A 19,605-nucleotide genomic window follows, 5' to 3' on the forward strand; every position below is an offset into this window, starting at 1 on the left:
AGTGATAAGGTGGTTTGATGAAAAAAGTAGAATTATTGGCTCCAGCAGGTAGCCTGGAGACACTTAAAGTTGCTGTAAATTGCGGAGCAGATGCTGTGTATATTGGAGGAAAGTTATTTGGAGCCAGAGCATATGCAGTAAATTTTGGAGAAGAAGAGTTAAAAGAAGCAGTGGAGTACTGCCATCTCAGGGATAAAAAGATATACATTACAGTGAATACTCTTATTTTTAACAAAGAGATTGGCATACTTGCTGATTATATTGATTATCTATACAAGCTAAATGTGGATGCGATTATCGTACAGGATTTTGGAATTGTTAAATTATTGAGAGAGTACTATCCAGAGATAAATATACATGCCAGCACCCAAATGACTTTAAGTAATTTAGAAAGCATTAAGGCTGCAAAAGATGCGGGAATAAAAAGAGTAGTGCTGCCACGGGAATTGACATTGAAGGAGATAAAAAATATTAAAACAAATACAGGTATTGAGGTAGAAACCTTTGTACATGGCGCTTTATGCGTTTCTTACTCTGGACAATGTTTATTTAGCAGTATAATTGGCGGAAGGAGCGGCAATAGAGGCAGATGTGCAGGTCCGTGCCGTTTAAAATATGATTTTGTAGATGAGAAAGGAAATATAATCGAGGGTAATAAGCATTTGCTTAGCATGGCTGATTTATGTACAATTGATTATGTTGGAGATATGATACAATCTGGTGTAGATTCTTTTAAGATTGAGGGCCGCATGAAGGAAAAAGAATATGTGGCATCAGTTGTGCTATCATATAGAAAGGCGATTGATGCATACTACGATTCAGAAGAATTTGATGTATCAAAAAGTATAGAAATGATGTCTGGGATTTTCAACAGAGGTTTTTCAAATGGATACCTTTATGAAAGAAAGCCTTCTATGATGAGCTATATAAACCCTAAAAATAGAGGGATTCCTTTAGGTAAAGTTTTGTCAAAAAGGAATGGAAGATTAAAATTAAAGCTATATAGTTCACTTTCTGTAGGCGATGGTATTTCTACTGAGACTGGTGAGCATGGATTTAAAGTTGACAAAATCGTAGCAGACGGTATGAAAGTAGATGATGCCGATGAAGGACAGACGGTAGAGCTTAGAGATATGCCAGTAAAAGTAGGTGACATTATCTTTAAAACATACGATGTAAAGTTAAACAGGCAATTTTCAAATATAAAAGAGTATAAATCACCTATTGATGTGTTTGTGAAAATGAAAGAGAATATACCGTTATTTGTAAAACTTAAAAATGGTGGCATAAAAGTTGTAAATAGCGGTAAAGTCGATGCCGTAAAGGCAGTTAAGAAGGCTATTGATAGAGACACATTGATTGAAAAGGTGTCTTCAATAAATGATACGCCGTTTGCCGTTAGAAACATTGAAATAGATATGGATGAAGGACTTTTTTTGCCTTTAAGCGAAATAAAGGAAACTAGAAGAACAGCAGTTGAAAAGCTAATAAAGACCAAATTACACTACAATGAACCTAAAAATATACATGTCAAATTGACTGATGACATTTATGTCAAAAGTGAAGATTTAAAGATATCATTTTATACGGAGAATGTAGAGCATGTTAAGATTGCTTCGCAGGTTGGAGTTGATAGGATTTATTTCAATTACAGATTAAAAGATGAAGATTTGAAAGAAGTAAGGCAGTATAACGGAAAATGTGAGATAATACCTGCATTTCCACAGATCATGAGAGATGAGATAAAAAACCCAGAGGATGAACTTAAAAAAATAAAGGACATGGGGTTTAAAAAAGTTCTTGTTACTAATTTAGGACTTTATAATTTGCCATTGAAGCTTGGACTTGACGTATGCATTGATTTTAATTTGAATGTTGTAAACAGTTTTTCTGTAGACTTTTTTAAAGGAGCTGATACAATAACGCTGTCAACAGAGCTTAATCTTCACCAGATAGAAGATATAACAAAGAGAGAAAATGTGAGATTTGAATCTATAGCTTATGGCAGGTTACCTCTTATGATAATGGAATACTGTCCGATAAAAAACCTCATAAATTGCGATAAAAATGCATGTGAAAGTGGAAAATATTCATTAAGGGACAGAAAGGGCAATTTCATAAAAGTGGTCAGTGATGGATTTTGCAGAATTAAATTATTAAATTCATCTATACTTACGATGGGAGATAAGATAGATGATTTAAGGAAAGCTGGTCTTTCTTATATTAGGATAAATGATACAGTAGAAAGCGATGATGAAATAGAAAATGTGCTAAAAGCGTACAAAAATTCATTGGATTTTGGTACTTATGATCTTCATATTGAAAATTACACAAGAGGACATTTTTACAGGGGAGTATTATAATGGAAGAGAGATATTTTAGAAATTTGGAATTTGACAAAATCGTTAATCATATTGTGAATTTATGCGATTCAGAGCCAGGCAAGGAAACGGCTTTAGATATTAAACCATATGATAATCTTGATGAAGCCGCAAAAGAGATTGACAAAGTAAATGAAGCCGTATCGTTTATAAGTTCATACGGCAATATGTCATTTGCATTTAAAAAAATAGATGACATTTTGAATAAAGCTAAGATAAAGTCAACGCTTAACATCGGACAGCTAATGACAATTTCAAGGTTTTTGTCATTGGCAGGGAGAGTAAAATCATATTTGAGGAGTGAAAAAGAAGAAAGCAATTATCCGCTTTTAAGAGAATACAATATTAGGCTCACAAATCTTAGAGATTTGTACGAGAGAATAGACAGAATTGTTATTTCAGAAGATGAGCTGTCAGATGATGCATCGCCTGTGCTTAAAGATATACGAAGACAAAAAGCGCATATAAATAACAAGATAAAAGATACTTTAAATTCTATAATTGCGTCTTCATCAAAAGAACTTCAAGACCCTATAATAACAATAAGAAATGGAAGATATGTTGTACCAGTAAAGCAGGAGTACAGAGGCACGTTTAAAGGGCTTGTTCACGACCAGTCTTCCAGCGGTGCAACGCTTTTTATAGAGCCTATGACTGTTGTTGAGTTAAACAATGACTTAAGACAGCTTGAAATAAAAGAACAGCAAGAAATTGAAAAGATTTTGTCAGAACTTACTGATGAGATAAGTCAGCATATATCTGAGATACACGAAAATATGGTAGCGTTGACTGAGCTTGACGTTATCTTTGCAAAGGCGAAGTATTCTATAAACACAAATTCATCTAAGCCTGTGTTTAATACAGATAGATATGTAAATTTAAAGAATGCCAGACACCCTTTGCTTCCAAAAGATGCAGTTGTGCCAATAAGCGTATATTTAGGTGACTCATTTGATACACTTGTTATAACAGGACCAAATACAGGTGGCAAGACCGTTACCCTTAAAACAGTTGGACTTCTTACTTTGATGGCTATGTCAGGATTAAATATTCCTGCTGACGAAGGTTCAAGTGTAGCTTTTTTTGACAACATATTTGTTGATATAGGCGATGAGCAGAGTATTGAGCAGAGTTTAAGTACATTTTCAGCCCACATGACAAATATTGTGACAATACTGAATAATGTTACAAGCAATAGCTTGGTTTTGCTGGATGAACTGGGAGCTGGTACAGATCCTACAGAAGGCGCTGCCCTTGCAATGAGCATTCTTGACTTTCTTCACAGGATAAATTGCCGTACCATTGCTACAACCCACTACAGTGAGCTTAAACAATATGCATTGAAAAATGATGGTGTGGAAAACGCCTCTGTTGAATTCGATGTAGAGACTTTAAGACCCACATACAGGCTTACGATAGGAATACCCGGTAAAAGCAATGCCTTTGAAATAAGCAGGCGCCTTGGACTTAGTGAAGAAATCATAGATAATGCTAGAAATTATATAACTAACGAAGAGCTGAAATTCGAAGATATAATAAAAGATCTTGAAAATAAGAGGATTGAAGCAGAAAAGGCAAAAGAAGAGATTGAGGCTTTAAAGAGGCAGGTAAACAGCGTAAAAGAGGAGTACGAAAGAAAAAGAAGGCAGATTGAAGCAGAAAGAGACAAAATCATAGAAAAAGCGAGGGAAAAAGCAAGAAAGATATTAGAGAATACGAAATCTACCGCAGACGAGATTATTGCAAAGCTAAGAGAGGCTGAGAAATCCGATAGGAAAAATAAGCTTATAGAAGAAGCGAGATTGAAGCTTAAGGAAAACATAAGCGAAGTGGAGGAAAGCCTTAAAAAGTCTGAAGTTCCTGTGTATAAAAAAATACCTAAAAAAGTTATGCCTGGACAGACGTTTTATATTGTACCGCTTGATCAAACTGGGACAGCATTATCTGAGCCAGATAAAGATGGAAATGTAAAAATACAGGCAGGAATACTAAAGATGAATGTCCATATAAGCAACTTAAGAGAAGCTGAATCAGATGAAGAAAAAAAGCAGGAAAAAGGATTTGCCGCATATATTAATGAAAAATCTTCCAACATATCAACATCAATAGATATCCGTGGTAAAACGCTGGAAGAAGCTGAGATAGAAGTGGAAAAATACTTGGACGATGCTTATCTGGCTGGTCTTAAGCAGGTTACAGTAATACACGGAAAGGGAACAGGCATATTACGAAGCGGTATCGCTAGACTTCTTAAAATGAATAAGCACGTCAAATCTTTTAGACTGGGAAGATACGGCGAAGGAGAAGATGGTGTAACAATCGTAGAATTAAAAGAAAAATGAGTAACCAAAACACCTCATTTATCATAAAATGTAGAGGAGGTGTTTTTTATATGAGGAGAAGAAAATGGGGAAGAAAAAGACTTAAATTATATGAAATAAATAAAAATCACATATACATTTTTCTGATATTATTTTTAATATCCATTATATATTCATTTGTAGCCTATAGACTAGGACCTGCGCTTCTTAAAGCTAGCGAAACTGTAGCACAGGAAGTTGCAGTAAAATCAATTAATAAATCCATCAACGAGAAAGTCTTGAAAGGAATTCAGTATAATGATCTTATCAATGTGAGAACGGACAAAAACGGCAAAGTCTCTATGCTTCAAGCAAATACAATAGAGATGAACATATTGTCTACAAGGATTACTCAGACTGTTCAAGACAACCTAAACAGCATAGGCTCAGTATATGTGAAGCTGCCTCTTGGAAGTCTAATATCAAAAGATATATTTGCCAATACAGGGCCTAGAATAAAGGTCGGACTGCTACCTATAGGATCTGTATACGTAGATTTTCAATCAAGTTTTGAGCCTGCTGGAATAAATCAGACAAGACACATAATATATCTTTACATAAAGACAAATATTCAAATCATTGCACCTCTTGCATCAAAACAAATACAAGTTTCAACCCACATGCCTATTGCTGATAGCATTATTGTAGGCGATGTACCAGAGAGTTTCGTAGATGTAAATGGCAATAAATATACTGTGCCTGTTCCAAATGGTGATTCAAAAATTAACATAGAAAGTAATTGACAACATTATAATATATGGTATAATAATAATTGTTTGACGGGGGTGTAGCTCAGTTGGGAGAGCACCTGCCTTGCAAGCAGGGGTCAGGAGTTCGAATCTCCTCATCTCCACCATGGGCTTGTAGCTCAGGCGGTAAGAGCGCACGCCTGATAAGCGTGAGGTCGATGGTTCAAGTCCATCTAAGCCCATTTATGTACCCTAGCGGGTCTTTTTTTTTTTTATGTTTTAATATAAAAATGAAGGAATTAGGAATTTTTTGTCGAATAAGATAAATAAAATTTGCCTTTGAGGTGTAAACATGGCTTCTAAGTTTGAATATGATAAAAAGCTGGACAACATAGTTGAGAAAACCATAGAAGTTATAGGTAGCAGCAAAGAACAGATTTCGGAAATATTGGACAAAACAAGAAACGAGTATCATGAATTGGAAGAGCAAATAAACGAATTAAAAGTAAAAGTGAGATCAGTCATAAAGGAAGTGGAGCTTTTGGAAAGAAAAGAAAAAAGCTCTAAGTTAAAGTTGGCTTATGTAAGTCAAAGATTTGGAAACATAAGTGAAGACGCCATCAAAGAAGCATATGAAGAAGCGAAGGAAATTCAAGTTGAGCTTATTTTAAAAAGGCGGGAAGAGGAAGATTTAATAGCGAGAAGAAATGAATTGGAGAGAAAGCTTATAGAATACAGAGGAATAGTGGAAAAGGCAGAGAAGCTTTCTACTCAGATTGGCGTCGCACTGGATTATTTAACTGGAGATTTAACAAGGCTTCACAACCAATATGAAAAGTTAAAAGACAGGCAGCTTTTGAATATCCGCATAATTGAAGCGCAGGAGGAGGAAAGGAAAAGGATAGCTAGGGAGATACACGATGGTCCAGCACAATCTATGGCAAATGTAATACTGAAAGCAGAATTATGCGAAAAACTTATCAGCAAAGATACTGAAAAAGCCAAGGGAGAACTTAAAAACCTAAAAGATATTGTTCACTATTCATTGAAAGAAGTAAGAAAGATCATATACGATTTAAGACCATCTATTCTTGATGACCTTGGATTAATACCTGCCGTTTCAAAGTACATAAACAATTTTATAAGTGAGACAGGGATAAATGTTGATTTTGTCGCTCTGTCAGAACATAAGAGATTAAAACCCGAAATTGAAATAACTTGCTTTAGAGTTATTCAGGAAGCCTTGACAAATATTCAAAAACATTCAAAGGCAAAAAATGCTATTATAAAATTGGAGTTTGGGGATCGATTTATAAGTATAATCATCAGAGATGATGGCATAGGTTTTGAAAAGCCATCAACAGACAATAAATTTGGACTATTAGGGATGAGGGAGAGGGTTCAAATATTGGACGGGCAATTTGAGATAAACAGCTCGCCAAACGAAGGAACCCAAATTTATATTTCTATTCCGCTAGGTGGTGATGAAAATAATGATTAATATTTTAATTGCTGACGATCATGTGCTTTTACGCCAAGGATTGAAACAGATAATAGAATTAGAAGAAGATATGAAAGTCATATATCAGGCATCTGATGGTGAAGAAGCATATGAAATCGCTAAAAAAATTTCTCCAGACATAATATTGATGGATATAAACATGCCAAATGTAAATGGAATTAAAGCTGCAAAGATGTTGAAAAACGACAATCCAAAGAACAAAATAATGTTTTTGACAATTTACAATGATAAGGAATATTTAATGGAAGCATTAAAAATTGGAGTTGAGGGCTACATCTTAAAAGATGCTGATTCAGATGAGTTAATTAAGGCGATTAGAACAATATCAAACGGAGGTGTTTACATACATCCTTCATTGGTAAATGAGATAGAAAATTTAGATACAGATGAATGCAAAAAAGAGCTTACTGATAGAGAAATGCAGATTTTGAATCTGATAGCGGAAGGCTATAGCAATAAGGAGATAGCGGATAAATTATTTTTAAGCGAAAAAACAGTTAAAAATCATGTGTATAATATATTTAGAAAGCTAGATGTTAAAGATAGGACACAGGCGGCTATTTACTTATTAAAAAACAATAACATGTATAATATGCATACATAAAATTTGCTTTTAATCTAAAAATATTTTATAGTTAATATGTGATTTAAAATTTTAGGAGGCGTGTGAAATGGAGAGTGGCGATTTAAAAGAGATTGAGAAGAAATTAGGATATAAAAGCAAAAATGGTTGGCTTAAGGTAAATGATGAAGAAAGGGAAAAGATATTTGAATTTGCAGAAGATTATAAAACATTTGTAGGAGAATGCAAGACAGAAAGAGAAGTTGCTGACAGAATAATAAAGATTGCTGAAGAGAATGGTTTTATAAATATTGAAACTGCGACTAATTTAAAACCTGGCAGCAGAGTTTACTATAACAATAAAGGCAAATCAGTCGTAATGGCTGTTATCGGAAAGGATTCTGTCCACAACGGTTTTAAAGCTACAGCCGCTCATATAGATTCACCTCGGATTGACTTAAAACCAAATCCATTGTACGAAGATAGTGGTTTGGCTTTATTTAAAACACATTACTATGGTGGAATCAAAAAATATCAATGGGTAACGATACCTTTAGCACTTCATGGCGTTGTGATAAAAGAGAATGGTGAAAAAGTCACTTTCCAGTTAGGGGAAAATGATGATGATCCTGTATTATACATAACAGATTTACTTCCTCATCTTGGGAAAGATCAAATGGAGAAAAAAGCTTCTGATGTGATTACAGGAGAAGCATTAAATCCAGTTGTTGGCAATATGCCGTTATCTGAAGACGTTTCTGTAAAACCATATTTATTGAAGATTTTAAATGAAAAATACGGAATAGTTGAAGAAGATTTTATAAGTGCAGAGCTGGAACTGGTGCCTGCGTATAAACCGAGGGATATAGGTTTTGACAGAAGTATGATAGGTGCCTATGGACAAGACGACAGAATATGTGCATACGATGTGTTAAGAGCAATTTTAGACGTAAATAATCCTGAGAAGACTGCTGTAGCTATCTTTGCTGACAAAGAAGAGATTGGAAGTATGGGCAATACTGGATTGCAGTCGAGATTCTTTGAAAATGCGATAGCCGAAATCTTGGAGAAGCAAGAGGGAAGCACAGACATGAAGCTTAGGACGGCTATGAGGAATGCAGAGTTGCTTTCAGCAGATGTCAATTCAGGATTTGATCCATTGTATCCGGATGTAAGTGAGAAGCTTAATACTTCTTACATAGGAAATGGCATATGTGTAACGAAATACACAGGTTCTCGCGGGAAAAGTGGTTCAAATGATGCAAATGCCGAATTTGTTGCTAAAGTAAGGAAGATTTTCAATGAGAACAATGTAGTATGGCAGACAGGAGAACTTGGAAAAGTTGATATAGGTGGCGGCGGGACTGTTGCACTTTACGCTGCAAATTATGGAATGGAAGTTGTAGACTGCGGTGTGGCACTTTTAAGCATGCATTCGCCATATGAATTATCATCGAAGCTTGACCTCTATATGGGATATAAAGCATATAAATCATTCCTTTTAAGCAAATAAGTATCCACCGGCATAGCCGGTAGATTAATTATTTTAAGACTCGTACCGAAGCCCTGATTTAACCAGAAGCATTCATATAAAAATAAAACCGAGATTAATCTCGGTTTTATTTTTAGTCTTTTATAAACATTTCAACTACTATTACTCCGTTACCATTATTATTTGAGACAACACCTACACCAACTTTGTTGAAATAAGGATTTAAAATGTTGTCTCTGTGCCCGCTTGAATTCATTAAGGCATAATGAGCACTTACAATATCGCTATTTTCAGCTATATTTTCCGCAGCAGCATTATAACTTATGCCAAACTGTTTCATCATATCGAATGGCGAACCATATGTTGGCGATGTATGAGAAAAATAATTGTTGCCTTTCATGTCTTCTGCTTTAATGTGAGCTACTTTTGATAAGTTTTCATCGATTGTGAGGGGACTTAGACCTCTTGATGTTCTTTCTTTATTTATGAGATCTACTAATTGTTTTTCTTGTGCTGATAAACCTTGATAGTTCTGCTTATCTATATTTGATACTTGTCCATTACCTATCTGTGTGCCATTTAGTGATGTTGTCGCAGTACTTTTTGACGTACCATTGACAACAGCTTGATTGATTTTAGATGTAGCGATAGTTGCTCTGGTCCATCGAAAATTATTGCTATACCAGATATTGGTACTGTTTAAGTAATTTATTTTTATTGGTGAAGTATTAAATCCAGAATATTTTATCGCATTTACATTGGAACTAGTAGTATCATATACCGTATTGTATATGACATTGTTTTTTGTATATGTTCCAAATGAATATGATGCTTTTACCGTTGCGAAAGGAGTCATCACTGATAATGAAATAGCTGCAAATGCTACATAATATTTTAAGTTTTTCTTCACTAAAATCACTCTCCCTAATTTAATATTCGACAGACATAAAAAAAAACCTTTAAGTAATTATTGGACATGCAGGAAATGCTTATCATTAATAGTTTTTTGTGAATATATTAAAATAGGGGGGTGCTGAGATGAGATGTGCAATATTAGTATTTTATTCATATCAACATGCAGTTTTGTGCGATAAGGTGTTAAGGCAGAATAATATACCTGTTGAATTTGTTCCAACTCCACGGTCAATAATGAATAGCTGCAGTCATTCTTTGAAATTTGGATTGGAATACGTAAATGTTGTAAAATCGATTATCCAAAGAATAAATATCCCTTATAAAGGGATATATGAGGTAGAAAAGAGTTATAGCGGATACACGGTCATAGGTGTTCGTTAGATTTTCCGAAGAATATAGTTTTTATTTTGTCAATAGTACCATTTTCCACTTTTTCATTTAACTTTGAATTTAATATTAAAATTTTATTCTGCAGATCTTTTATCTGCTTTTTTAATTTTTCATTTTCGGATAAGACATTGTTGTAGACAGAGTTTAGATTATCAATTTTAGATGTGTATTTCGTCCTGTCCTCATAGATTTTTTTTATATTTTCTTTAAGTTCTTCTATATTTCTATTTTTCAGTGCAATCTCATAGCTTTTTTGATTTAGGTTTCTCTCTAAGTGTATTTTTTCTTTTTGGAGATTTTCTATTTTCTTTGAAAGTGTGCTTAAATATTCTTGGACTTCTTTTATATAAAAAGTAAAGTAACTATCTTTGTCATATGATATGTCATTTTTATCTGAATCGAAAGGTAATTCATCTCCATCTTGATTTGCATATATAATTTTTTCAGAGGAAGGCTCAATTTTTTTTACTAGTTCGTATGAAGAAGGTTTTTCAGCTAATTTAAATGGTCTGCTGAAGCTATTTCCTCCGTCTGATGATATGGCACTATAAAAAGTATTTTGTTGAATCCATGTACACCAAATATTGCTGTCGATTATGTTTATACAAGGTCCAAGAATGGTGTCAGAGAATGACAATGTAATTTTTTTGTCCCATGATCCTTTTGGCCATCCACCATCGATTTTTTTTCTGTACTTTAACTCTTTTATTATGTTTTCTTCTACCCAACATATATGGATGTTTCTTTTGTCGTCAATTTTTATATTTGGGCATTCTATAGAGACTGCCTCTGATACTGTAGTTTTCAGTGTCCACATATTGTTTATAAATGTCGTATAGTATATTTTTTGTGTATTTTCAGTGGTTACGTAGACTAAATGAAGTATACCAAATTTATCAAATGCGACGCTATAAAAAGGCTTTATTTGTATATTGTTTATCGCTGCTACTTCCTTAACTTTTAGCGCTCCGTTGAAGATGTAGTGTTTTAGAAGTATCTTTTTTGGATTTGACAAATTGTGTTCCATAAAAAATACATGTACATCATCATTGCATATTATAAGCCTAAAATTGTCTATATAAATTGTCTTATCGTTGTAATGATATAAAATCTTTTTGGCAATCTTATTATCACTGGTTAAAGTAGCTAGAACTATATTCTGTTCTTTGCTGTAGTAAGTTATTACAATATTTTTATCCATATTAAAAGCTGCGTCAAAATCGCTTAGTGCATTGTCAATTAGACTTATTTCACTGGGATTTTCACTAGATTCAAATAATGTAATAACATTTTGTTTTAGCGACAATTGATACTTTCTACCTTTATAATCAAATAGCACCTTGTCCATAAAATACCTCCTTTCAATTAAAATTATATTCATAGTTTGTAACAAATATTATAGGTCCTACGTATATTGTTACTAGAAATATGCAAAATCAAATAAATTATAAAAAATTAATCGTAAGGGGGAAATAAAATGGCATTTGCTAAAAAGCTGATTGGAGAACAAGAAGTAGGACCAGGTCCTGTAGAACCAGGTCAACTTCCAGAACCGACTGAGATAACTTGTATAGAAGTTACAAAAATTTACGATTCTTGCTCACAAAGATTGTGCCTTGACAGCATACCGCCTGTCACATTCGTTCCGACCATCACAAATCCCACTTTTGGACGTTGCGAGAATGTTACTGTAACGCTTGTATCGCCTCCTGGATTTACACTGACACCTATTCCTGAAAGACCAGGCTTTGCAAGAGTGCAGGCTACATTCCAAGTAACATATGATGTTGTAATAACAAATACATCAGGAGACATTCAGACATTAACAGGGTTAACAACAACATTTAATAAAGATATAGTCTTATATATACCAGAACCGACAACTGCTATCATGAAATATGAAGCGATAGCTGAATGCTTGTTTGGAAGGGTTAATGTTGGAACACCAACAACATTAGAGATAATTATAGGTGTATGGATCATTATAAAATCTGCTATGGATGTGCAGCTTTTGATTCCTTCGTATGGATTCTGCCCTGTACCACCTGAGTGCGTACCATGAGAGAAAAAATGGATAACCACCAAAGCTAATAAGGCTTATTTTTTTTAAGGAGATGAAAATTTTGAATACTTTTTATTTTTGTTTGGAAGGAAGAAACCAAAAATGAGATTAATCATAATTATAAGTTTAATAATTTTCATTTTTGTTACAATTTTTCCTTCAAAGATGTTGAAAAAGAAGGCTATTTAAGTTATGCAACGTATAAAAAAATAGAAAATGAAATAGTTCAAACAGTAAGCTACAAGGGTATTACATCTTATTGTTTTATTACAGGTACAGTTGAAAGAAAAACAAAAGGCGAAAAAGTCTTTATAGAAATTGATTATGGAGCTTTTTCACTATTTTATAATGTAAGTACAAAGTCATTAGATCTGGTATAAGTTATTTTGAGGATAAATAATAATTTTACCTTAAAAATTTTTTTGAATATTCTATTCGAGGAAATTGCACAATTAAGCTTTTAATTTTTGAACCAAAAAAGGCAATAGCAAAGCTAAGCATATTAATGCCTGTGGATAACTTATGAACTTTGAAAATTTAACAAAAATAGTTTATAAAATAATTTTCATCCCATGGTTATACAGCTGGTTAAACACAGGTAGTTAATTAAGCTACTTTTGGCAATGATTTAGTAACATTAACAGCAATAGTACCTGCAACAAGTGTAATACAGTTTAATAAAGCAAAGGTTTTAGCTTTCTTAATACCCGCTGAGCGCAGATTGTCAGTATTTAAATAGTCTTTTAATCGGCTGTTACATCTTTCAATAGAAGTTCTAAGGTTATATATCTCTTGCCACTCATCAGAACTCCTTATTGGAAAGCTAAAATATCTGTTATTTTTCTTGTAATTGATTTTAAGGCAATACCCATAGTTTGAATTGCTGCACCAAGAAGAACCATGAGGACAATCTATCTTTCCTAATACATGTGGACATCTGAATTTTAAATAATCACCGTCCTTACCCCAATATACAAGTTCATATCCCATAGAACAAATTGGGTGAAGCCTTTCATTTAATCCTTCTGGTGGAGCAAAACTTCCTCTTTTGTTGTAGGTTATGATTGGTTGTGCATGAAATTCGTTCATAATATAATCGTAATTTTCTTTTATATCATAGCCTGAATCCATAATACAGTGTTTTACATCAAATGTATTGCCGTAGAACTCTTTTAGCTTCTTTAATAAGGGTATTGCTAAAATACTATCATTTACGCTTGCAGGAGTAATTTCTATGGCAAGTGGAAGTTCACTTTTGCAGTCGGCTATTATATGTAGCTTCCATCCAAACCATTTTATATCATTGCCATCAGTATCTTTTTTCTTTCCCCAGTTAGGAGATTTACCATCATCCTTTAGTTTGGATTTAGGTTTTGGTTTTTCAAAAGCGTTCAATTTAGTTGAATCAATAGCTATATTAGTGCTATCAATTATGTTGAGGTCTTTAGCTTTAAGTATTAATTGCTTAAAGTCTTCCTCAAGAGCTTCCGACTTTGATATTAGGTTTAAAAATCTGCTAAAGGTTGATGCAGATGGAGTAGGACCAAATACACTAAAGCCACAGTTATATCTAAATACAGGGTCTGATTTTAATCTATCTACAAGCTTTGCTATATTGGGAATTTTCTCAAGTTGCATAGCAACTAAGGCATAAAGCAAAGGCAGTGGATCATATCCTTTAGGTCCTCTTTTATATTCAGATCTTGATAGTGAAAGCACAACATTTGAGAAATCAAGTTGTGAAAAAACCATTTCAAGTTTTGTCTCTGGTTGAAATTTTATTAATTCGTCGAAGGAAAATAAGCATTCTTGTCGAATATACATAAGTAGGTTCACCTCTTTTGTTAAAATTGGGTTGCTACTTATATATTCGACATTTGGGGTGAACTTCCTTTTTTTATCTTTTAAAAAGTTAAGAATATCAAGCTATTTAAAATATGAAATTCGCTCATTCGATAATTATACATTTCGACGGGTAAAAAGTTATAAAATGTAAAGGAGAGATGGCTTTGATAGAAAGAAAGGATATTTTAATAGGGGAGTTATTAGAATTCATAATAATTTGCATTCTCCCTCTTTTTACTGGATTTATGTTTGCATATACTTTTAATTTTTTATTTACCCCTTTACCAAGTTATTTTTATTTAAATTCTAACGTTTCTGAAATTGGGATTATACCTAATAATGATAATAAAGATTATATATTAGGCAATTATAGGAAAAGAATATTTATGGAAGAAGCGCCATTTACAAGCAATGGAAGCATTTTTCTTCCTGTCAAGTTTGTAGCTATTGCGAATGGAATTGATAAAAAATATATTACTTATGAGAATGGGATTTTATCTATAGATAATGGAACTAAAAAAATAGTATTAGATTGTAACAAAAAAACAATAAGTATAAATGGAAATATACTTACTGCCCATGGAATTTTGTTGGTAAAAAATAATGAGATATTTTTATCGACTGACTATTTAGAGAAGCTTTTTGATATTAAAATGGAAATAAAAGGAGAAAAAATAATTTTAAGAAACAATTTATTTCTCAATTTTTTTAATTAATCTCTGTGTATAGGAAATTTGATAATCATATAATTCTATTAAGTATAACTTAGAAGTCTTTATAAGGTCTGAGAAGAAATATAAATACGTGATAAAAAGGAAAATTGCGATAAAAAAAGAAGAAGAAAAAATAATATTAGTTGTATTTTTTGTGAAAAAACCTATTATAAAACCTAATAAAGTACTAATAAAGCTTGATAAAGAAGAAATATTTATTTCTGATTCTATTATTTTTCTTTGTATACTACTTTCTTCTGCTATGTCAGTTAAAATTTCTATTTTGATTGTTTTATTTTTCTCGGCGATTTTTCTATTTATATTAAATCTGATGTCACATTTATCCAATTCTTTTAAGTTTATTAAAAGTTTTTCAAGCTTCATAAGATACAGAAGTAAGATGACTGAACAAAGCAATGATATTATTATCATAAACGGAAATGGAGGATTTAAAAAAATATAAAGATTACCTGAAACGATTAAAAAAAATATTAATTCAATTAGAAGATAAACATTTCTTCTATGGTATGAAAAGTAAGTATTTTTATTTTTCATTTTATATGATGGATTAATAAAATTCAGAATAAATTTTTTCAAACTGTCATTGTTTTCTTTGTTATTTTTCATGTACATTTTCCTTTCTGATTGTTACTTTAAATATAATATCGTCTATAGAGGAATAATATTAATTTTTTACTAGAGCAAAAATGAATTAAATTTAAATTGCATTTTTTGCAATACTTTGAACAGAAGGAGATGAAAATTTTGAATGCTCTTTATACTACCGGCTTAGCAGCCGGTCTTTTCTTTGGAATAATTTTAGGATTTTTAATTAGTCTTTGCTTAATAAAAGAAGGAAGAGATTAGAGAGGAGGTTAAACATGGAAAGGAGAAATAGGTCTGCTGCTTTATCAAGCAGAATAATACCATATCATCCAGAATACAGGAAGATCACAGGTTCTGTTACGGCTGCGATCCTTTTTGAACAATTGGAATACTGGTTTGATAAATATGACTACAATTGCTTTTATAAGTTTTTAGAGCCAGCACCAAATCATTTTTCATATAAAGAAGGTGATAGCTGGATAGAAGAGCTTGGGTTTTCTATTGATGAATTTAGGTCTGCGTTTGACAAAATAGGAGTAAGATATGGCTCCAGAAACGAATTTTTAAAAGCTAAAGAGGAAGGTAGGTTATTTATTAAAAATGGTAAGGAAAAACTTTACTGCAGCTTTATAGATAAACAGAAGAATGTTACATATTATGTTCGAAACAATGAGCTTGTAGATATGCTATTGGACGAAATTAATCACAAGGAAGTAGAAAATGACGGAGAATTTATTAAACCAAAAGTAGAAAATGAAAAAGCCTTATACCCTGACATACCCATCTCCCGAGATGGGAAAAGTCCATCTCCTGGAGATGGAGAAAGTCAATCTCTAGGAGATAGGAAAAGTCCATCTCTAGAGGTGGGAAAATCCCATCTCCCTTATATCAATAGATTACATCAGGATATTACTCATAAGAATACATCAATCAATCAATCAGAGGAGATGGATGGACGGATTTTAAAAAATCGGTCAAAAAGTTTAGACGATGATGTGATAGATGAGCTTAAAAACAAATATATGCTTAGTGATGATGACATTAAGACATGTATAGAACGGATGAAAGGACGAGATATCAGAAGTCCTATTAATTTTCTTGAAAAAACAATAGAAAACTATATCAAAGAAAAATCCATAAGGATGGCTGTAGACAATGTAAAATCAAGCAATTGCGCAAATTATGCCGTACCCAGAAATTATTTTAACGGGTATTCTCAGAGAAAGTACAGCAGTGAAGATATTGATGAGCTTGAAAAAATGCTTTTAAAAAAATCAAGGTTAAAGAGTGAAGAAAAATTTGGAGGTGATGAGATTGCCAAAGAAAATGATAGCTTTTTGGAGCGCAAATGGAAGCACAGGGAAAACGACATTGGCAATAGCTTTTGCAACAGCGGTGAAGAAATACAAGACAAATATAGTTCTAGCTGACTTTAAAGAGGTTATGCCCCATATTCACAAATATTTTGGAATTGAGCTTAGCGATAAATCTGATATTTACGAGGCAGTTGAGGACAAACGGGATGTGTTTGCCATAATAAAGCACCACTTGAATAAAAAGCAGAATACATGGATTCTTTCTGGCATTTCTATAAACGATTTTTCAAAGTTTCAAGAGAAACATTTTTCAATAATGCTTGAGACACTGAAGAAGGAGTTTGATTATGTTTTACTTGATACAAATGCAGGAGTGTTTTTTTCGTCAACTTATACAGCTTTAAAAAATAGTGATGTAATTTTATGTGTGACAGCACCGACTATTTGGAGCATTGAGGATACTGCAGAAATGATCGAATTCGTCTGTGAGAGATGGGGAATAGACAAAAACAAGTTTAAAATTATTCTAAATGCGTCAGTAAAAAGCGAAGTTGATATCAACACTGCTGAGAAAATTATAGGTGTAGAAACTTTTAACGTAAGATATGGGGAGAAAAATGTATTTCGCGATGTTGGTAGAATTGTTAAGGTTTTGATTGGCAAAGACATTGAAGATATAGGACATATCAAAGCGGTCGGGGAGGTGAAAAGCATTGGCGCTGATTGATCCTTTTGTACCTGATGATACTATGAAGTATGATGCAAATGCAAATTTTTCTGTTGAAGACACATGTGATGAAGTTACTGCAGAAATTGTTGAAAGATACCCTAAAATAGTTGCTGAGATTGAAGCTGGAACGTCTTCTCGTAAGATTTTGGAAAATAAAATAAGAGAAATAGTTGTTGACAAAAAGATATATCATGGCAGTATTGAGTCATTTATGCAGAAAATATTTGATGTTCTTTTTGGATATGGACCACTTCAACCGTACATTGATGATCCTGAGGTATCTGATATCCTTGTCAATTCATTCAATACTGTTTATATTAAAAAATTTGGCGAGAAATTTTTAATACCCGTAAATTTTGGAAGTGAGGAGAAACTTACAAGATACTGCTATAAAATAGCTGCTATGTGCGGTGGAAAGCTGGATGAAAACTCAAATGTAGAGGCAGTTCTTACAGACAGAAAAAGAAATTTAAGAATTGTTATATCTCTTAAGCCTATTAATGTTATTTCACCGTCTATTTCGATAAGAAAGCCTACAACCGGCTTTACTATTGATGAGCTTGTAGAAAAAGGAATGTTTTTGGATGAGGAGAAGGAGCTTTTTGAAAGTGCAGTAAGAGATAGAAAAACTATTGTAATTGCCGGAAAAGGCGGCAGTGGAAAGACAACTCTATTAGGTGCGTTGATTAATGAAGTTCCTTATGAGGAAAGAGGGCTTTTAATTCAGGAGACATTTGAAATCAAGCCAAAACATCCGGATGTTATCTGCAAGCTTGTAAGAATTTCAGATAACCCGGAAATAAAAAGCTATACTTTGTTTGAGCTTACAAAATTAGGGCTACTTATGAGCATGGACAGGATTTTTATAGGTGAAATAAAGGATAGAGAGGCTATGGACTTTTTTAATGCTGTTTTCACAGGTCATCGTGGCAGTATGGCTACTGTTCATGCTAATTCTGCAAAAGAGGTAATTGATAGATTGGTACTTTTGATGAAGAGGTCAGGAACAGATGTACCTATAGAGGATTTAAGGCAGATGCTTTTCTCCTGTATAGATATGATAATTTTTATGGAAGATTACAGAGTTAAAGAAATATTGGATATGAAAGGAGGTGGCACTGCTTGATTTACTTGAGCTTTATTCAGTTTGTACTGCTGTCTTTAATCATATATACTGCGGCGGTTTATGTAGAACGTATCAAATTTAAAAAAAGATTGATTGAGTGGCATTTCAGTGAAAGAGGTTTTATAGCAGGAAAAGGAAGTAAAATCTTAAAAAGTATAGATGTACTTCTCGCACAGTCAGGCCTTAAGAGAAGATTGCCTTTTCTCAATGCAAAAAATATAGCTGCAATAAATTTAGTAATTCTAGCTTTGGCTGTTTATTTTTTTCGCAGGCTTGGATTTGCAGCGTTGTTTTACGCTTTTGCAGCTCTGTATTTGCCATTTGCATTTATGATGCTTCTTTCGTCCATAAATGTTAAAAAAGTTAAAGAAGCGTATCTTGCCTTCTTGACGACCTTTATGGGGTTTTATAATATTGAAGACAATATAATTAATGCTTTAAAATCTACTGCACCTTATATCTCAAATCCTTTAAAGTCAATCATTGAAAAAAATGTTTTTCAATTTGAAAAAACTCAGATAAGCGTATTAGAGTGTTTGGATAACATGGCATCTGAGGCAGGAAACAATGAATTCAGGAAGTTTATAAATTTTGCTAAAATGAGCGTTAAATACGGCGGCAATTTTAATAAGGCGATAACTAAGCTTAAAGATCAGGCGGAAAAACTTTATTCACTTGAAGCTATTAAGTCTGCTAATGCCTATGTAGGAAGTATTGTAATACTTGTCATGATAGTTATGAATCTAATGCTTATGGTGAATATTTCAAGTGATCCTGATATTGTATATATTGTTAAAAATACAGTTACAGGACAGGTTATAGCGGTGTCTAATGCTGTTTCCATTATTTTCGGATTATACATGATTAAGAATATTAATTCTTCTGTTTGAAAGGGG

Annotated in this window: 17 protein-coding genes and 2 tRNA genes; 15 read left to right on the forward strand and 4 right to left on the reverse strand. The window is 32.9% G+C overall.

All coding sequences use genetic code 11. From position 1 onward, the window contains the following. Positions 1-17: 17 nt before the first annotated feature. From Q2T46_RS13855 to Q2T46_RS13890, 8 genes are all read left to right on the forward strand, one after another. A complete protein-coding gene (locus Q2T46_RS13855) occupies positions 18-2,363 on the forward strand; it encodes a DUF3656 domain-containing protein (RefSeq protein WP_303265014.1) in 2,346 nt (781 codons plus the stop codon). Next, positions 2,363-4,723: an endonuclease MutS2 gene (locus Q2T46_RS13860; RefSeq protein ID WP_303265013.1), complete on the forward strand. Its 2,361-nt coding sequence runs from the start codon at positions 2,363-2,365 to the stop codon at positions 4,721-4,723. Before Q2T46_RS13855 ends, Q2T46_RS13860 begins: the two co-directional genes overlap by 1 nt. Before the next feature lie 50 nt (positions 4,724-4,773). After that, the gene (gene yunB / locus Q2T46_RS13865; protein WP_303265012.1) at positions 4,774-5,484 is read left to right on the forward strand and encodes a sporulation protein YunB; all 711 of its coding nucleotides are present in this window, start codon (positions 4,774-4,776) and stop codon (positions 5,482-5,484) included. Between the two features lie 38 nt (positions 5,485-5,522). Then, positions 5,523-5,597, forward strand: a tRNA-Ala gene (locus tag Q2T46_RS13870). 1 nt (position 5,598) lies between these two features. Next, positions 5,599-5,672: transfer RNA gene (locus tag Q2T46_RS13875), tRNA-Ile, on the forward strand. 110 nt (positions 5,673-5,782) lie between these two features. Further along, positions 5,783-6,931, forward strand: a complete 1,149-nt coding sequence (locus Q2T46_RS13880) for a sensor histidine kinase (RefSeq protein ID WP_303265011.1) — start codon at positions 5,783-5,785, stop codon at positions 6,929-6,931. Beyond that, on the forward strand, positions 6,924-7,556 hold the full coding sequence (locus Q2T46_RS13885; RefSeq protein WP_303265010.1) for a response regulator transcription factor: 633 nt from the start codon (positions 6,924-6,926) through the stop codon (positions 7,554-7,556). Before Q2T46_RS13880 ends, Q2T46_RS13885 begins: the two co-directional genes overlap by 8 nt. A 67-nt stretch (positions 7,557-7,623) precedes the next feature. Next, positions 7,624-9,027, forward strand: a complete 1,404-nt coding sequence (locus Q2T46_RS13890; RefSeq protein ID WP_303265009.1) for an aminopeptidase — start codon at positions 7,624-7,626, stop codon at positions 9,025-9,027. 112 nt (positions 9,028-9,139) lie between these two features. On the opposite strand, the gene Q2T46_RS13895 is transcribed toward Q2T46_RS13890, so the two are convergent. Next, on the reverse strand, positions 9,140-9,916 hold the full coding sequence (locus Q2T46_RS13895; protein WP_303265008.1) for a CAP domain-containing protein: 777 nt from the start codon (positions 9,914-9,916) through the stop codon (positions 9,140-9,142). A 128-nt stretch (positions 9,917-10,044) separates the two neighbouring features. On the opposite strand from Q2T46_RS13895, the gene Q2T46_RS13900 reads away from it, so the two are divergent. Then, on the forward strand, positions 10,045-10,302 hold the full coding sequence (locus tag Q2T46_RS13900; RefSeq protein WP_303265007.1) for a DUF3343 domain-containing protein: 258 nt from the start codon (positions 10,045-10,047) through the stop codon (positions 10,300-10,302). Here the strand turns inward: Q2T46_RS13900 and Q2T46_RS13905 are convergent. After that, positions 10,286-11,659 (reverse strand): hypothetical protein, encoded by a 1,374-nt coding sequence (locus Q2T46_RS13905; protein WP_303265006.1) that lies wholly within the window; start codon positions 11,657-11,659, stop codon positions 10,286-10,288. The two genes, Q2T46_RS13900 and Q2T46_RS13905, sit on opposite strands and share 17 nt — an antisense overlap. Before the next feature lie 129 nt (positions 11,660-11,788). Between Q2T46_RS13905 and Q2T46_RS13910 the strand changes: the two genes are divergently transcribed. Then, on the forward strand, positions 11,789-12,373 hold the full coding sequence (locus tag Q2T46_RS13910) for a hypothetical protein (protein ID WP_303265005.1): 585 nt from the start codon (positions 11,789-11,791) through the stop codon (positions 12,371-12,373). 606 nt (positions 12,374-12,979) lie between these two features. Here Q2T46_RS13910 and Q2T46_RS13915 read toward each other — a convergent pair. Beyond that, positions 12,980-14,197, reverse strand: a complete 1,218-nt coding sequence (locus Q2T46_RS13915) for a transposase (protein ID WP_303265004.1) — start codon at positions 14,195-14,197, stop codon at positions 12,980-12,982. A 185-nt stretch (positions 14,198-14,382) separates the two neighbouring features. Between Q2T46_RS13915 and Q2T46_RS13920 the strand changes: the two genes are divergently transcribed. Then, entirely contained in the window at positions 14,383-14,934 is a 552-nt protein-coding gene (locus Q2T46_RS13920; protein WP_303265003.1) for a stalk domain-containing protein, read from the forward strand. Here the strand turns inward: Q2T46_RS13920 and Q2T46_RS13925 are convergent. Next, complete coding sequence (locus Q2T46_RS13925; RefSeq protein WP_303265002.1) at positions 14,911-15,558, reverse strand: hypothetical protein; 648 nt, start codon at positions 15,556-15,558, stop codon at positions 14,911-14,913. The genes Q2T46_RS13920 and Q2T46_RS13925 overlap by 24 nt on opposite strands. 254 nt (positions 15,559-15,812) lie before the next feature. Here Q2T46_RS13925 and Q2T46_RS13930 point away from each other — a divergent pair, with 254 nt between their 5' ends. The 4 genes from Q2T46_RS13930 to Q2T46_RS13945 are packed head-to-tail and all read left to right on the forward strand — an operon-like array spanning position 15,813 to position 19,599. Next, entirely contained in the window at positions 15,813-16,967 is a 1,155-nt protein-coding gene (locus Q2T46_RS13930) for a hypothetical protein (protein ID WP_303265001.1), read from the forward strand. Continuing rightward, positions 16,852-17,580 (forward strand): AAA family ATPase, encoded by a 729-nt coding sequence (locus Q2T46_RS13935; protein WP_303265000.1) that lies wholly within the window; start codon positions 16,852-16,854, stop codon positions 17,578-17,580. Before Q2T46_RS13930 ends, Q2T46_RS13935 begins: the two co-directional genes overlap by 116 nt. Then, complete coding sequence (locus tag Q2T46_RS13940) at positions 17,567-18,709, forward strand: CpaF family protein (protein WP_303264999.1); 1,143 nt, start codon at positions 17,567-17,569, stop codon at positions 18,707-18,709. The genes Q2T46_RS13935 and Q2T46_RS13940 overlap by 14 nt, the downstream gene beginning before the upstream one ends. Continuing rightward, positions 18,706-19,599, forward strand: coding sequence for a hypothetical protein (locus tag Q2T46_RS13945; RefSeq protein ID WP_303264998.1), 894 nt, complete (start codon positions 18,706-18,708; stop codon positions 19,597-19,599). The genes Q2T46_RS13940 and Q2T46_RS13945 overlap by 4 nt, the downstream gene beginning before the upstream one ends. The last annotated feature ends 6 nt before the right edge of the window (positions 19,600-19,605 follow it).

The organism is Thermoanaerobacterium sp. CMT5567-10, from assembly GCF_030534315.2.
Classification (GTDB): domain Bacteria; phylum Bacillota; class Thermoanaerobacteria; order Thermoanaerobacterales; family Thermoanaerobacteraceae; genus Thermoanaerobacterium.

What these genes read in the sequence shown, in the direction of transcription:
- Q2T46_RS13855 (WP_303265014.1), top strand. Translation starts at nt 18, where the DNA reads ATGAAAAAAGTAGAATTATTGGCTCCAGCAGGTAGCCTGGAGACACTT.
- Q2T46_RS13860 (WP_303265013.1), top strand. Translation starts at nt 2,363, where the DNA reads ATGGAAGAGAGATATTTTAGAAATTTGGAATTTGACAAAATCGTTAAT.
- yunB (WP_303265012.1), top strand. Translation starts at nt 4,774, where the DNA reads ATGAGGAGAAGAAAATGGGGAAGAAAAAGACTTAAATTATATGAAATA.
- Q2T46_RS13880 (WP_303265011.1), top strand. Translation starts at nt 5,783, where the DNA reads ATGGCTTCTAAGTTTGAATATGATAAAAAGCTGGACAACATAGTTGAG.
- Q2T46_RS13885 (WP_303265010.1), top strand. Translation starts at nt 6,924, where the DNA reads ATGATTAATATTTTAATTGCTGACGATCATGTGCTTTTACGCCAAGGA.
- Q2T46_RS13890 (WP_303265009.1), top strand. Translation starts at nt 7,624, where the DNA reads ATGGAGAGTGGCGATTTAAAAGAGATTGAGAAGAAATTAGGATATAAA.
- Q2T46_RS13900 (WP_303265007.1), top strand. Translation starts at nt 10,045, where the DNA reads ATGAGATGTGCAATATTAGTATTTTATTCATATCAACATGCAGTTTTG.
- Q2T46_RS13905 (WP_303265006.1), bottom strand. Translation starts at nt 11,659, where the DNA reads ATGGACAAGGTGCTATTTGATTATAAAGGTAGAAAGTATCAATTGTCG.
- Q2T46_RS13910 (WP_303265005.1), top strand. Translation starts at nt 11,789, where the DNA reads ATGGCATTTGCTAAAAAGCTGATTGGAGAACAAGAAGTAGGACCAGGT.
- Q2T46_RS13915 (WP_303265004.1), bottom strand. Translation starts at nt 14,197, where the DNA reads ATGTATATTCGACAAGAATGCTTATTTTCCTTCGACGAATTAATAAAA.
- Q2T46_RS13925 (WP_303265002.1), bottom strand. Translation starts at nt 15,558, where the DNA reads ATGAAAAATAACAAAGAAAACAATGACAGTTTGAAAAAATTTATTCTG.
- Q2T46_RS13930 (WP_303265001.1), top strand. Translation starts at nt 15,813, where the DNA reads ATGGAAAGGAGAAATAGGTCTGCTGCTTTATCAAGCAGAATAATACCA.